The organism is Desulforhopalus sp. IMCC35007 (assembly GCF_005116575.1).
Lineage (GTDB): Bacteria > Desulfobacterota > Desulfobulbia > Desulfobulbales > Desulfocapsaceae > Desulforhopalus_A.
Genome location: NZ_SWCN01000028.1, coordinates 43,662 through 58,177 on the forward strand (window position 1 = coordinate 43,662; position 14,516 = coordinate 58,177).

Genomic DNA, 14,516 nt, shown 5'->3' on the forward strand with positions numbered 1-14,516 from the left:
GGGTTTTTAATCTCATTGAAATCACGGGAGATACGTCTTGAATTGTTGCAGAATAACCTGAAAAAGTAGACAGATATTTATCATATATTATGTGTACATTTTGTATCGATTCTCCGGAAAAGTCAAGGGGATTTCGCTATGAAAACCACCAGTGTCAGTGTTTCAAAGAGGTCATCATTCAAGGAGAGAAGAGTCGTTTGTATCGTAGTGTAACTCTACTTATAGAGGTGTAAAATAGCTGTAGACAGCCTTGCCAGTAACACGGAAGTAAGATATAGATAGTTTTGTAAATTACAGATACCGCAGTTTCGCTTCCTTGAAGCGTACTGCATCAATATTTATCAGGTGAAGGCATGCGTTTATCTTTTATCATCATTCTTTGCATGGGTTTTTTTCAGGGTTTTACAGGGGTGGTTCTTGCTGCCGATTCTGGGAAAGAATATAAGCTGATTTTTTCAAGCTTCGATAACAAATCAGCACAAAAATATGCTTACTTAAGGGATAGTGTGCGGACCATGATCATGAGCCGGCTGGCCTCAGACGATAATATTGAGGTTATTGATCGTGTCCTGAGTAAAGAACAGCTCGCGGCACTTGCGCAGAAGAATTCTAAGGCGAAATCCTTGATTGAAGGGGATGCGGATTACCTGGTAACGGGTGCGATTTACGCTCTTGCCAAGGGCGTCAATGTCCAGGTTACAATGTATCCCTTTGACACGACGAAGGAAGTACTGAGTTTTTCCAAGATATCAGAGAAACAGGATGATATTATTTCTGACTGTGATGCTCTTATTTCAGAGATTGTAGAAAAAATGTTTGGCAAGAGAAGTGCTGACGGGGCAGGGAGGTCGGCTGTTGATACGAGTGTCTCCGGATTTACGACAGAACATCCAGAAGTGGAGTACAAAAAGGGTCTGTATAGCGGAACGATTGTCGAGTCGGATCTGCACGGAATTGAGGCAAAGGCCAACGGAATCAAGAAAACTTTATCCGTTTCCGGCGAGATGATAGCCTGTGCTGTTGGAGATATCGATGGAGATGGAACGGATGAATTGATAAGTCTTACCCCTTCAACGTTAAATATCTATCAAAGTCAGGAAAGGAAAATTATTCCAGTCGATGAAATGAAATTACCCCCTGGGTTACGGGGGCATGCTCTTAATGTGGCTGATATCGATGCAGATGGCAAGCTGGAGATATATATCAGTGCGACGAATGAACTACGGGTCGCTTCAAGAATTGTCGTCTGGAGTAAAACAAGTGGTTTTACAACCATGGCTCAAGAAATCGGCTGGTATCTCAGACCGATGAAAGACAGCACAGAGAACCTGATCCTTGCCGGACAAAAGCGCGGGAGAACCAAAACCGATTTTATTGGAAAAGGAGTTTATCAGTTAGAACTCAACAAGGACTTCAGTCTCACAGAAAAAAAATTACTGCCTATCCCAGATGGTGTGGATCTCTTTGATTTTTCTTACGCAGAGCTTGATGGCAAGAAGGGGGCAGAACTGGTTATGCTCGATAATGATGAGAAACTCCGGGTCTTTAGTAATGACAATGAGCTTCTTTGGGTAAGTAGTGAAACCTTTGGTGGAAGTAAAACTTATATAGGGCCAAGCCAGGGGGCTGCAGTTGATGAACAGTCGCAAACAGGTCTTTCTGTTGATGAAGACGCTGACAGGGAACTCAAATTTGTACCAGCAAGAATCCTGGTGACTGATGTTGACAAGGACGGCTTATCTGAGGTTGTGGTCAATAAAAATAAAAGTGGCATGCTGGGTTTTTTCAAAAGAATACGATCCTACGATGGTGGTACAGTGGTTGGTCTGGCCTGGAATGGTTCGGAACTGACGGAAGCCTGGAGGACCGGACAATACAAAGGATATATTGTAGATTATCTTTTCCAGAAAACAGAGCCCCCTCAAGATGTTCAGGCTGAATCTCAGAGTATATACACCGGGAGTGGAAGGCTCTATGTTGTCAATATGCCATACAGTGGATCCTTTGTTGGTTTACTTCCTGGCATGAGTGATACCAGGCTAACCCTTTACGACCTGGATTTTTACAAGAAAAAACAGTCTGATAATAAATAAAAAAAATCAGTATAAAAAATTATACTTCTGAGTAAAAAAATCTTGACAAAGAGTTTTGGCAGGTTTAACGTACAGGCGAAAGAAGGAAGAAACTTACCGGATGTTTACCAATTGTCTTGGTGAATACATGCTGTAGCTTCGGTAAAGGATAAACGGCCCGCTTGTGGGTTAGAAAAATACTCAGGAGAATTTAACAATGAAGAAGATAATTGCTTCGGCTTTAGGCCTTATGGTCGCTGGTGGTGTTGCTGCAACTACCGCCTCTGCTGTTGAGAGTCAGTTTGGTGGTTACTGGCGTACACGTGCTTTCTATCAGGATAATTTTACTCAAGGTTCTGATTACTGGCGTATGGACAATCGTACCCGTCTCTATTATACCGCGAAATTCAACGATGACTTCAAATTTGTTAATAAATTTGAGTTCAACTCTGTCTGGGGTGATGACAACGGTGGAGATATCGGAGCTGATGGTGATACCTTTAGAGTGAAGAACTCATATGCTGATTTTAATCTTGGCACAACCAATGTTAAATTGGGTATCCAGGGTGCAACTATTGCCCGCGGTTTCCTCTTTGATGATGATTTCTCTGGTATCATGGTAACAGGTAATTTTGGCAATGTAAGTGTGACTCCTTTCTACATTGCTGTACAGACTGAAGATGGTGGTGGAGCGGATTTTGATCGCGGTTATTTTGGTGCTGTTGCCTCTGTTAAGATCAGCGATGCTATTTCCATGAGCCCTTACTTTGTATACGATGCTGCAAGCAGTGGTACTACGGATACAACTGAGGATGTAGTAGTTGCAATTGGAGAGCCATTGGAGACTGTGGTAACCAGTTCCACAGCTGCAGGAGATATGGATAATTTCTTCGTCGGTACTGACATAGACGTGAAGATGGATGCTGTATCTCTTTGGGGTACCTTTATCTATAACGGTTACACCATTCAGGATGTAGATGGTGATGCATTCTTGGTTGCTGGTGGTGCCAATGCGGGTATCGCTCATGGTCAAGCATTCTATGCAACTGGCGATGATGCATTCATGAATCCAAGAGGTCGTTCTTACTACTGGTCTGAGATATTAGGCCTTGGCGTATTCGATAACACTGCACCTACCGGTTCTCCTGCTGATGGTATCACAAACATTGCAGCTTTCAACGCAGGTGTTACTGTTAAGCCAATGGACAAACTGACATTTGATGCCGACGTTTGGTACGCAATGCTCGCTGAAGATAATGCAATGGGTGAAGACGAACTCGGTCTTGAATTCGATGGTAAACTTACCTATGCACTCATGGATAACCTGAATGCTGAGTTCATTCTTGCTTACCTTGTAGCAGGCGACGCTGTTGGTGATGATGATGTGTTCGAGGGTGGTGTTCGTGTATCTCTGAAGTTCTAATTTGAGAAATACCACGTATTACGCCTCGTAGTTGTCAAAGCCCAGTGGATGAATCCACTGGGCTTTTTTGTGTTTTAAGGAGACACCGCTTATATGCAATCACTTTCAGAGAGAAAAGAAATGAAGTGGTTTGCTCTATTGGTGGTTATGGCCGGGGTCTTTCTCTCCACTTTGGATAGTGGGATGGTAAATATCGCCATCCCCACCCTTATGCGCTATTATCGTCTACCTATTGAAGAGGCAGAACAGATTGTCACTATCTATCTTCTTACTATTACAATTACACTTGTTTTCTGGGGAAGAATTGCTGACCGAAAGGGATTAGAGAATATCTATCTTGGCGGGTTGCTCGTGTTTTCAATGGGAGCGTGGTTAAGTTTTTTTTCCGGCGGTTTTTCTTTTCTTCTTTTCTCAAGATTTATTCAGGGACTTGGAGCCTCAATGATGATGGCTTCCGGGCCTGCTCTCATCAAGATTTCTTTCCCGGTAAAAAACCTTGGCCGCAATCTTGGTATCGTCGGCATCGCAACCGCCTGCGGTTTATTGACCGGGCCTCTTGTCTGTGGTTATTTGTTGAATCACTTCCTCTGGAAAAGCATCTTCTTACTTTTAGGCCTGGTGAGCCTGATTGTCAGTTTGCTTGGTTTCCTTCTTTTCAGATCTCAACTGCATCATCGTACAAATCTGCAACCAGAGTCTTTTGATTGGGGAGGGAGTTTTTGTTGGGTCGCTATTGTGGCTTTGGGTCTGAATATTTTACAAAGCGTGAATCAAACCGGGTTTATTGCTTTTGGGATCAAACTTACTGTATTAATACTTATACTTGTTGTTTTTGTCCATGTAGAACGAAGTACTGTGCATCCTATCTTACCCCTGTCTCTTATCGGTAATCGCTACTATTGGGTCGGTGTAACTACAGCAGGTTTTTCTTTTCTTTCGCTGTTCAGTGTCCTTGTGCTCATCCCTTTTTATCTTGACTATGTCCTGCATTTTTCCAGTAAACAAATTGGGCTGGCTATGATGGCGGTCCCAGGAACCCTGGTCCTCTTGTCACCGACGGCAGGGTTCTTGTATGACAAAATCGGGGCAAAATACCTCACATCATTTGGACTGTTGGTCAGTTGCCTTGCGTTGGCAGGCCTCTCGGGACTTTCTGCCGACAGTTCTGTCTGGTGGATCTTATCACTTCTGGCTGCAATGGGAGCAGGCCAGTCAATTTTTCTCTCGCCAAACAGTGCTTCTGTCCTCTCTAAGGTTGGAGATGGCTGCATAGGAGCCACTGCGGGAATATTAGCTACGGCCAGGAATTTTGGCATGGTGGTTGGGGCTACGCTTGCTACTGTTCTTTTTTCTTATTTTAGCGTTAACGGCTTGATGCTCCTCAGTAAAAGTGATGTTGATACCGCACAGTTTGTCATAGCGTTTGGTGCAACCCTCAAATGTATTGCCGCACTGTCCTTGAGTGCATGTCTTATCTCATTGTTGCGTGATTAAATCCTCGTGGTAAATGACAGGGCTGATTTTTGTAAAAGAAATGTAACGTTCCGCATCATTTTCACTTTGTGAAGGTTAAGGTTTTGGCAGAGTTACTGTTGCCTTAAGGCCGTGGGGCTGGTTATTTTCCAAGGAAAATGACCCGTTATGAGTTGTTACAATTTGTTTGACCAGAGCGAGTCCCATCCCATTCCCATACATTTTTGTTGTATAAAAAGGTTCCATTGCGCGTTGTAGAAGTTCTTCCGGGATTCCGGGGCCAGTGTCGCTAATACATATTGTTACGTTGTTTTCTCTTTCAATACCTTCAATTGTTAGCCTGCCACCCTGAACCATCGCTTCCGTGCTGTTTCGTATTAAATGTGAAAATACCTGGCGTATTTTATTCTCGTTCAGACAGAGCAGGGGACCGGCCTCATCCAGCTTCAGTTCATATTCGATGTTATAATCCTTGAAGCGGGAGTAAAAAATAAAAGCCGTTTCTCTTATGATCGAATAAAGATGAAAGGGTGTTGGAGGCAGTTCACTCTCTTCTGCGTAGCTAAAGAGATCTTCGAGAGTCCGTTCTATTTTATCCGTTTCTCCGGTAATTATTTTTAAAAACTCTGTGGTATAAGGATCCTTTGATTTTCTCGTGAGCAACCGGGCGGTCCCGCCAATTGAGGTGATAGGGTTTCTGAGAGCATGCAGAAGCTGGGACGAGATTCGGTTGATGGTGATGGTCCGTTCGGCTTTTAATAGAAGGTCCTTATTTTTTTTGAGCTCTGTGGTAACCGACTCGAGTTCGGCTATTTTGTGAGCCATTTCCTCGTACAGATAACTATGTTCGATGGCAAGGCTGGCCTGACTGGCGTATATTTCCAGATCGGTAATATCTGCCGGGGTAATGGGGGCCTGGGTTATAAAGTTATCAACGATAATTACCCCAAAGGACCTACTCGGTGAATAGAGTGGTGTGACGATAAAAGAGGATTGCTGTAGAATTTCAATAAGGGATGAAGGAACGTGGCAGCCTTCTGCCCGGCCTTGCTCCACATGGACTGTTTTTTTATTCCGCAGAGCATGGGCAAGGATATTATCTTGGTCGGCGGTAGAAACACTGAGCGATTTAATGATACTCTCAGTGATCGGGTCGGTGGGGTTCTGATCTCCTAGGCCGCTGTTGAGAATATCATCGAATTGAAGACCCTGTTGTTTAATGGATTCCCATATCTGACCCGCCATCTCCCTTGATGAGGTCCCAATTGCTATGTGCCCGTTAAGACGTCCTGTCTGCTTGTCCAACAGGGCGAGAAAGGCTCGGTTAAAACGTAAACCTTCATCGGCAGTTATTCCGATAAGGATGGCTTTTAGAATAGCTTTCAACTCGCGTACGTTGAGGTAGACAGTATTAATTTTATAGTTGAGTTGATGAAGAAAGCGCAGTCGGTTGTTGGTCATTTCCAATTCTTTTTGAAAGCGTCGACCGTTAATGACAAGTCTTCTTTTTTTTAAAGTGTTAAGAACAGTCCGGGAAAAATCCTTGATAGAGACCGGCTTAGTGAGATAATCATCGGCTCCCTGACGCAGGCAACCGAGAGCAATATCTATATCCGTAGTACCGGTTACCATAATTATTCCAAGATCAGGATAGGCAGGAACAATGTCCTTGAGCAGTTCATTACCGTTACGGTCCGGAAGGCCAATATCCAGGAGGACAAGAGCAATGTTTTTTGATTGTAATAGATCCTGGAATGCTGCGGCACTTGCTGCCTGTACAACGGTAAAGCCCTGACTGTTAAGGTAGTGGGAAAGCAGAAGAGTAATCTCTTGGGAGTCGTCGACAACCGCTACGACCTCATCTTTTTCGAGGAGTTGAACAGGACTATCTCCTGTAAGAGGTTGTGTAAAATGAAATTCAACCATGGCTTCAGCGCAACTAAAGTAAAATTGAGGTATGAAGAGATTGTCTCTCATATTTGTAGCATAGAATCTTACAGTACAGCAAAAAAAAGCAATGGTGTACGAATATTTTTAGAGTTGAAGCGGGAAAGATCGAAATTCGTATGCCGAGTACCGATATTCTGGTGTATAGTAGGCCCTGCTCTCTACCCGGTGAATACATGTTACAGTTAAATGATATATTTGGTGAAAATGGCTATCTGGCCGAAGTCTTGAGCGGTTTTCAGCCCCGTGAGGGACAGCAATTGATGGCTGCTGCTATTGAAGAAGTGCTGTCTCTGGGAAAGAAAAGCGCCACGCCAGCCGAAAGATGCCTGGTGATAGAGGCCGAAACAGGAATCGGAAAAACTCTCGCATACCTTATTCCCGCAGTCTTATCGGGGAAAAAGATTGTTGTATCGACAGCCACACTGAATTTGCAGGATCAGATAATATTTAAGGATATTCCTCTTATACAACAAATTGTGGGGGAAGATCTACCGGTTGTCTGTGTAAAGGGCAGGGAAAATTATCTTTGTCTTTACAGATGGTATCAGTATCGATCCAATCCACAACTTTCTGCTGGTGCTGATTCCGACGTGGCTAGAATTGACAATTGGTTGAAGACCACCTCTACAGGAGATAAAGCGGAATTGGGCTGGCTTGGAGAGAAGGGTGATTTATGGTCGCAGATATCAGCAAGATCAAGTCAATGTCTTGGGAGCAATTGCCCGGATGGAGCCGAGTGTTTTATTACTCAACTACGAAGAAAGGCAGGGGCTGCGCGTCTGCTGATTGTCAATCATCATCTTTTTTTCTCTGATCTCGCCCTAAAAAAAGAGGGTTTTGGCGACATATTACCCCGCTATGAGACCGTGATCTTTGATGAAGCTCATCATATTGAAGATGTGGCCAGTCTTTTTTTCTCATGCAGTTTTAGCCATTATCAGTTAATTGATCTACTCAATGATATTGAGCAGCAGGCCAAGAATGATCTTTCGGCAGAAAAGATAGACACGCTGCTGCCACAGTTAACCGGTTTACGCAAAAGAGGAGAGAACTTCGCGGCTCTTTTCCCTAAGGAATTGGGAAGATTTTATCTTGATACCTTTATTGATAAGATAAGCCCGGAGGCCTGGCTTGAGGAGGTTGATCTTGTAAATACTGGTTTTAAGCATCTTGCAAAGGAAATGACCGCTTTGTCCAAATACGGTGAAGCCTGGTCGTCGTTTGCCGGAAGGAGTGAGGAACTGGCTGAGAAACTCAGAGATATTGCCATAAAATCAGAGCAGGAGGAAACTGAGCTGATTCGCTGGTACGAAAAACGTGAGCGGTCCGTTGCATTGTCAGCAACGCCTTTAGAAGTCTCAAACCTTCTCTCAGAGTACCTGTATAACGCTGTTGAAGCCTGTATAATGACGTCGGCAACCCTTTCAACCGGGACATCTTTTTCCTATATTAAAAAGCGACTTGGCCTTGGGGAGGAAACCAGATGCCTTCAGTTCACCTCTCCATTTGACTATGAGCATAATTCTCTTATCTATGTCCCTGAACGGACTTTTCCAGAGCCCATAGACCAGAGATACCAGGAGAAACTTGGCAATAGAGTTGCACAACTTCTGAAAGCGAGTGCAGGTAGAGGGCTGGTGTTGTGCACAAGCTTTAAAAATATGGACCATATCGCCGATTTTCTGGAAACTGAGCTTGATTATAAGATTTTAGTGCAGGGAAGGTCGGCTAAAAATGCGCTTCTGGATACATTTAGAAAAGAGACACACAGTGTTCTTATTGCAGTTGCCAGTTTCTGGGAAGGTGTTGATGTCAGTGGAGAGTCTCTGAGCTGTGTTATCATAGATAAACTGCCCTTTGAGGTCCCCACAGATCCCGTGTTGCAGACGAGGATTGAGCGGGTTCGCAGTGAGGGGGGGAACCCCTTTTTTGAATATCAGGTTCCAAGGGCGGTTCTCTCCCTTAAGCAGGGGGTGGGGCGGCTTCTTCGTTCTGTTACCGATACTGGTGTTGTCGCAATTATGGATGTTCGGTTATATACAAAGGGCTACGGGCGTACCTTTTTGAAAAGCCTGCCACCAGCTCCTGTTACCCGTGAGCTTAATGATGTGAGAAACTTTTTTTCCTCAAACTGTTGATTTGTTATCAAAGAAGGGAACCTAATTAAAATAGACAATGTTATGACTGACCTGCTGGATCTTGTAAAGAAAGAAGCTGCTGAGATAGATTGCTATATGCGAGCAGACCTTGCATCAATGGGAGCTGAAACTGACCCTCTCCTGCAGAAGGTTTTGGATTATGGCCTTTTCAATGGAGGTAAGCGTGTTCGTCCACTGCTTGTCGTAATTTGTTCAAGATTGTGCGGCAATCGATCAAAGGACGCTTACAGGCTAGGGATGGCCTTTGAATATCTCCATGCAGCGACACTCTTCCATGATGATATCATCGATGGATCTGCTACCAGAAGAGGAAAGCCCGCCGTCTACAAAGAATTTGACATAGTTGCAGCCATTTTAGCAGGTGATTTTCTTCACGCTCATTCCATGGCTCTTGTCTCTGAATATGCTGGAAGCAAGGGGCTGGCGAGCTTTTGCAGAGCGACAAAGGGGATGGTTGATGGTGAGTTTATGCAACTCCAGAATGCAGAAAAACACAACCTCTCAGAGATTGATTACTATAATGCTATCATGGGAAAAACTGGTTTGCTGATCGCAGCAGCCTGTGAGGTGGGAGCAATCTTTGCGGGTGCTGACGAAAAATCTGTTACAGCCCTTAGAAAATATGGTGAAAATCTCGGCTGTGCTTTCCAGATTATCGACGATATTTTAGATTATCTTGGTGATTCTGCTAAAACAGGTAAAGCCGTTGGCAATGATCTTGCTGAAGGTAAAATGACACTCCCCCTGATACTTGCGCTGCAAAAGGCAGACAGTGCTGACAAAATGCTTTTGATGCAGGCGTTAAAGGCAGGAACGGAAAATAAAGATATTGGTCTCAAGACCGTCATTAAGGTCATAAATCGCAATAATGGCTTTACTGACGCAAGAGAACACGCAGAAAGGGCGATTCAAAATGCATGCAACGAGCTTAGAACATTTGATTCACTCGACGTTCGTGGTGAATGCGAGCTATTACAGGCCCTTGGTTATTTTATCCTCAAAAGGGATAAATAAACGATTGCAAACGGTTGTGATTGAGATGATCAATTTTTTCAAGGCCTGGAACTAATGGCTGTGCGCAAAACAACATCCCGACAAAGGAAAAAGAAATCCAGCAAAAAAAATTGGCTCTTTCCAAGTGCAGGACGATTATTTCTCTTTATCTTGTTATTTCTCTTCCTCATTTTCTCTCTTTGTACAGCAGGGTATGTGATATTTTTTCGCACGGTTTTTGCCCAGGAAATCATGCCGTCACTTAAAAACAATATTGTTTTTGAAGAACCAGACCCGCCAGTTGCTCTTCCAAAGTACAAAACACAGGACCTCAACAAAGAAAGTAAAGAAGAGGGCCACAGTAAGGAAAAAGAGGCACTTGTGGCCGATATAGAAAAATTACGAAGAGAAGTTTCGTTACCAAAAGTGGCCGTTATTGTTGATGATATTGGTTACAACCTAGCTTTAGGAGAAGAACTTTTAGATATGCCCCTTGAGCTTACTTTGTCTTTTCTCCCCTACGCGCCTTACACTAAAATACTTGAACAACGTGCCTATTCGCAGGGGAAGACTGTTTTTCTCCATTTACCACTTCAGCCAAACTCAGCAGCCTTTGATCCCGGACCAGGAGCACTGCTTGTAAGCGATTCCCCTGAGGTGCAGCTACAAAAATTACGTCGGTGCCTAGCTGAAGTTCCCCATGCTGTTGGTGTTAATAATCATATGGGATCTTTATTCACCGAAGATAAAAATGCCATGATCCAAATAATGACGGAACTGGGACATCGATCGCTTTTTTTCGTAGACAGCTATACAAGTTCGAACAGTGTTGGCCTGGAAAGTGCTCGAGAACAGGGGATAAGAAGCGCCAGACGACACGTTTTCCTCGATAATATACTTACCCGTGAACATATCTGTGGCCAGCTTGATAAACTTGTAGCTACGGCCCTCCAAGGTGGCGTTGGAATAGGAATTGCTCATCCTCATGCTGCAACACTAGATGCGCTGAGGAGTTGCAGTCCACAATATTCAGCCAAGGTTCAGTATGTAAGTGTTGTCGATGTACTGTAACGGGAAAAGTAACGGGAAAAGATGCATGAAAATAATGACAGGCCCGCGATGAACTTGTCGGCGGGCCCTATTTTTATGAGATGCGCCACAAAATTGTTGCAGAATACGATTCAGATTAATGTTTGAAAGACCTTTGCCCGGTAAACATCATAGCAACTTTTGGATTTGCCTCATTACAGGCCTCAATTGTTTCAAAATCTCTCATGGATCCGCCTGCCTGGAGAATCGCCGATACACCTTGGGCAATACCCACGTCGGCTCCATCTCTGAATGGAAAAAAAGCATCTGAAATCATAACTGAACCGGGAATTCCAGCCTTGTCCTGCTGAACCTTTGCATCTATCGCTTCTTTTTCGGTCATGTTTCTTTGACCTTTCTTTATCGCAAGCACTAAATCAGCGTAACCGATACCATGGGCATCAAAACAGGTGATATCAGCATATTTTACATAGGCCTTTTGTACAGCAATTTCAGCAACGCCTACACGGTCCTGTTCCCCTGTTCCTATCCCTACAGTGCAACCATCTTTGACATATAGCACCGAATTTGATGTAACTCCGTGCTCAATGGCCCAGCCAAAGAGCATATCGTCAATTTCACGCTGGCTGGGGCTTCGTTCACAGGTATATGTTTTTTCCTTCCAGGTAGCAGATGCCGCTTTGAGATCATTGATTGAACGGATAGAATTTACAGCCGACTGTTGAACAATTATTCCTCCGTCAATAAGACTTTTGAAGTCAACAAAACGGTATTTTTCAAAATCAGCGAGCCGGGAAATATCAGAGATTTGTATTATTCGAAGGTTTTTAGCTTTTTTAAGAATATCAAGGCTACCCTCAGCAAAGTCAGGAGCACAGACCACTTCAAGGTAATTTTTTGCAAGCAACTCGGCAGTAGTAACATCGCAGGTTCTGTTAAGTACCACAGCTCCGCCAAAGGCCGCAATCCTGTCACACCTGAGAGCCCTGTGAAAAGCCGTGGGGAGGTCGGTATCCCAAGCAGCACCACAGGGGTTATTATGCTTTAGAATGACCGCTGCTGGCTTTTTCATTAAGTATTTAATGATGTTAAGGCCGTTATCGATATCGGTTAGATTGATTTTCCCTGGGTGCTTCCCAACCTGAAGCATGTCTTCTACCTTGATAGCCGAGACGAGACCATTGCCTGGTTCAATGAATTTACAATCTCCTAGAGTCAAATTCCCATTAACCAGTTCATAGAGAGCAGCTTCCTGATCTGGATTTTCCCCATAGCGTACGCCACGTTCATCTATGCTGTCGTCATCTTGTTTAATTCCCCAGCTTTTCTTTTTGTAGATAAGTTTCTGGTTGCCAAAAGAGATCGTCATATCGGCAGGAAAACTGTCGCCAAGAATAGTAGAATACATTTTTTTTAGATCGCTCATACAATAGTCCTCATAAATTTGTAGAGTAGTGCCGTAGGATAACTGACAGATGAATGTAACGGTACGTATAATCTATGCAATACAGGTTGTGTTAGGAGCTACAGACTCGCCTTTATCGACAGTTGTGTTGACGAGATAGCAATGGGCTCCTATGATTGCTCCATCACCTACCCGGCAATGTTTTAATACTGCACCTGTTTCAACGACAGTTTTCCGTCCTATTACCGACCCCTGGCAAATCTGTACGCAAGCCTCAATCAAGGAGTCTGCAAGAATATCGGAGTCTTTGGACACTCGAATTGTTTCGGGATTAATCATGGACACACCATTGCTCATGAGTTCTTTATTTCTTCTCAGTTGTAATTCGGTCTGGGCTAAAGAGAGCTCTAAACGTGAATTTACCCCAAGAACATCAATGGTGTCAGACGTTGTATATTTCTTGACTCGAAGGCCTTTAGCGACAGCTAAGTGAACAATGTCTGTAAGGTAGACTTCGCCCTGACTGTTATTGGTGCCAACTTCCTGAAGCGTAGAGAAAAGGAATTGTTTATCTACACAGTAAATCCCTGCATTAATTTCAGAAATGCGCAGCTGTTCATCGTTGGCATCCTTTTGCTCTACTATCGAAAGGATGTTGCCAGTTTGATCTGAGATAATCCTGCCGTAATTCGTCGGATCGCTGAGATGAGTTGTGAGAAGGGTAACGTGAGAGTTATTCAAACGGTGGAATTCAAGGAGCTCTTCAAGCATTTGCGGGCGAATAAGGGGGGTATCTCCGCAAAGAATCATTATGGTACCAGTAACCCCTTCAAGAGCTTTTTCAGCAGATAGTACAGCATGACCCGTTCCGAGTTGCTCGGTTTGTTCAGCAAAAATGACTTCAAAAGATAAAAGTTGATTTTTAACCCGCTCCTGTTGATGACCAACGACGACTACAGTCTTTTCTGCATGTAATTGGATTGTTGCATGGAGTACATGTTCAATCATCGGTGCATAAAACACTTCGTGAAGAACTTTTGCATTTTGCGATTTCATTCTCGTGCCTTTGCCGGCAGCGAGGATAATAATAGATAAATTCTGATTCATTAGTGAGCTCAAGGCATAAAAAATTATGTAGATGGTAATAGGCTACTATGGAAATGAAATTTCAAAAACAGGCTGGAAGCTTTGGCTAAGATATATATTAAAAACCTATTTTCAATGCAAGCTTCTTTCCTGTGAATATCTGAGCATGGTCATTTTGCAAAAAATAAATCAAATCTGAAGATTTCACTATACCATAATCAAGATCTATTTTTAGGAATTAATAATATGAGTGTCGATCAAAGAATCGTCAATTGGAGTCCTGTCAGCCAGGTGCAGAACGAATTTACCTGAGGGGGGAAAATAGTCAAAAAGTATTTCAGATAAAAGGGTTGACGGATATTATATCAATCGTGCACAGCTTCTGAATGTAAAGAAAAATTACAATCCATTCGTCAAATTCTCACTTTTGACAACACATACTTTAAACTTGAAATATTGGCTACTGATCAGATTGATGGAGCTGTCATTTAAAGGAATTTGCTGAAGAGAATGAAAAATTTGATCGAATGAGAAGAGAGCACCAGGTAAGTAAGCGAAGTGAGACTCCGAGAGAGGTAGGTAAGGGAGCGGGGCGAGACTCCGAGAGAGTTAATTTCCGTGCTTGGAATGGGAACGGCTGGATCCTCTTTGCTATGACCACCGTAAAACTAGTTGTGCCTGAGGTGGGGAAGGGAATATGTACCCATCCTGCCTTGCACTGTTTTCCGTGTAATCCCAGTCGTTAATAGAATAAAAAAAATCCCCAATCAACATAAATGTTGATTGGGGATTGGTGTAAAGATACGGCGATGACCTACTCTCCCACACAGTCGCCCGTGCAGTACCATCGGCGCTAAAGAGCTTAACTTCCGTGTTCGGAATGGGAACGGGTGGATCCTCTTTGC

8 protein-coding genes, 1 rRNA gene and 1 pseudogene are annotated in these 14,516 nt (G+C 43.5%); 6 read left to right on the plus strand and 4 right to left on the minus strand.

Features of this window, described 5'->3' with window-relative positions; genetic code table 11:
* Nucleotides 1-353 precede the first annotated feature (353 nt).
* The 3 genes from FCL48_RS21510 (at nucleotide 354) to FCL48_RS21520 (ending at nucleotide 4,989) form a co-directional block, all read left to right on the plus strand.
* Complete coding sequence (locus FCL48_RS21510; protein ID WP_136875546.1) at nucleotides 354-2,093, plus strand: VCBS repeat-containing protein; 1,740 nt, start codon at nucleotides 354-356, stop codon at nucleotides 2,091-2,093.
* A gap of 196 nt (nucleotides 2,094-2,289) precedes the next feature.
* Nucleotides 2,290-3,495: a hypothetical protein gene (locus tag FCL48_RS21515; RefSeq protein ID WP_136875548.1), complete on the plus strand. Its 1,206-nt coding sequence runs from the start codon at nucleotides 2,290-2,292 to the stop codon at nucleotides 3,493-3,495.
* Nucleotides 3,496-3,588: 93 nt separating this feature from the next.
* Nucleotides 3,589-4,989, plus strand: a complete 1,401-nt coding sequence (locus FCL48_RS21520) for an MFS transporter (RefSeq protein WP_136875550.1) — start codon at nucleotides 3,589-3,591, stop codon at nucleotides 4,987-4,989.
* Nucleotides 4,990-5,064: 75 nt separating this feature from the next.
* Here FCL48_RS21520 and FCL48_RS21525 read toward each other — a convergent pair whose 3' ends face one another.
* Complete coding sequence (locus FCL48_RS21525; RefSeq protein ID WP_169309319.1) at nucleotides 5,065-6,894, minus strand: ATP-binding protein; 1,830 nt, start codon at nucleotides 6,892-6,894, stop codon at nucleotides 5,065-5,067.
* Nucleotides 6,895-7,091: 197 nt separating this feature from the next.
* On the opposite strand from FCL48_RS21525, the gene FCL48_RS21530 reads away from it, so the two are divergent.
* The 3 genes from FCL48_RS21530 (at nucleotide 7,092) to FCL48_RS21540 (ending at nucleotide 11,141) form a co-directional block, all read left to right on the plus strand.
* Nucleotides 7,092-9,056 (plus strand): ATP-dependent DNA helicase, encoded by a 1,965-nt coding sequence (locus FCL48_RS21530; protein WP_136875554.1) that lies wholly within the window; start codon nucleotides 7,092-7,094, stop codon nucleotides 9,054-9,056.
* Between the two features lie 42 nt (nucleotides 9,057-9,098).
* A complete protein-coding gene (locus tag FCL48_RS21535; RefSeq protein ID WP_136875556.1) occupies nucleotides 9,099-10,091 on the plus strand; it encodes a polyprenyl synthetase family protein in 993 nt (330 codons plus the stop codon).
* Between the two features lie 195 nt (nucleotides 10,092-10,286).
* Nucleotides 10,287-11,141 (plus strand): divergent polysaccharide deacetylase family protein, encoded by an 855-nt coding sequence (locus FCL48_RS21540; protein WP_169309320.1) that lies wholly within the window; start codon nucleotides 10,287-10,289, stop codon nucleotides 11,139-11,141.
* A gap of 115 nt (nucleotides 11,142-11,256) precedes the next feature.
* Here the strand turns inward: FCL48_RS21540 and FCL48_RS21545 are convergent, their stop codons facing one another.
* The 3 genes and pseudogenes from FCL48_RS21545 to rrf all read right to left on the minus strand — a co-directional run.
* On the minus strand, nucleotides 11,257-12,546 hold the full coding sequence (locus FCL48_RS21545) for an IMP cyclohydrolase (protein WP_136875560.1): 1,290 nt from the start codon (nucleotides 12,544-12,546) through the stop codon (nucleotides 11,257-11,259).
* A 429-nt stretch (nucleotides 12,547-12,975) separates the two neighbouring features.
* Nucleotides 12,976-13,632, minus strand: a pseudogene (locus tag FCL48_RS25985) (sugar phosphate nucleotidyltransferase); the annotation flags it as partial.
* A 780-nt stretch (nucleotides 13,633-14,412) separates the two neighbouring features.
* Nucleotides 14,413-14,516: ribosomal RNA gene (gene rrf, locus FCL48_RS21555) — 5S ribosomal RNA — on the minus strand; the annotation flags it as partial.

What these genes read in the sequence shown, in the direction of transcription:
- FCL48_RS21510 (WP_136875546.1), top strand. Translation starts at nt 354, where the DNA reads ATGCGTTTATCTTTTATCATCATTCTTTGCATGGGTTTTTTTCAGGGT.
- FCL48_RS21520 (WP_136875550.1), top strand. Translation starts at nt 3,589, where the DNA reads ATGCAATCACTTTCAGAGAGAAAAGAAATGAAGTGGTTTGCTCTATTG.
- FCL48_RS21535 (WP_136875556.1), top strand. Translation starts at nt 9,099, where the DNA reads ATGACTGACCTGCTGGATCTTGTAAAGAAAGAAGCTGCTGAGATAGAT.
- FCL48_RS21530 (WP_136875554.1), top strand. Translation starts at nt 7,092, where the DNA reads ATGTTACAGTTAAATGATATATTTGGTGAAAATGGCTATCTGGCCGAA.
- FCL48_RS21525 (WP_169309319.1), bottom strand. Translation starts at nt 6,894, where the DNA reads ATGGTTGAATTTCATTTTACACAACCTCTTACAGGAGATAGTCCTGTT.
- FCL48_RS21545 (WP_136875560.1), bottom strand. Translation starts at nt 12,546, where the DNA reads ATGAGCGATCTAAAAAAAATGTATTCTACTATTCTTGGCGACAGTTTT.
- FCL48_RS21515 (WP_136875548.1), top strand. Translation starts at nt 2,290, where the DNA reads ATGAAGAAGATAATTGCTTCGGCTTTAGGCCTTATGGTCGCTGGTGGT.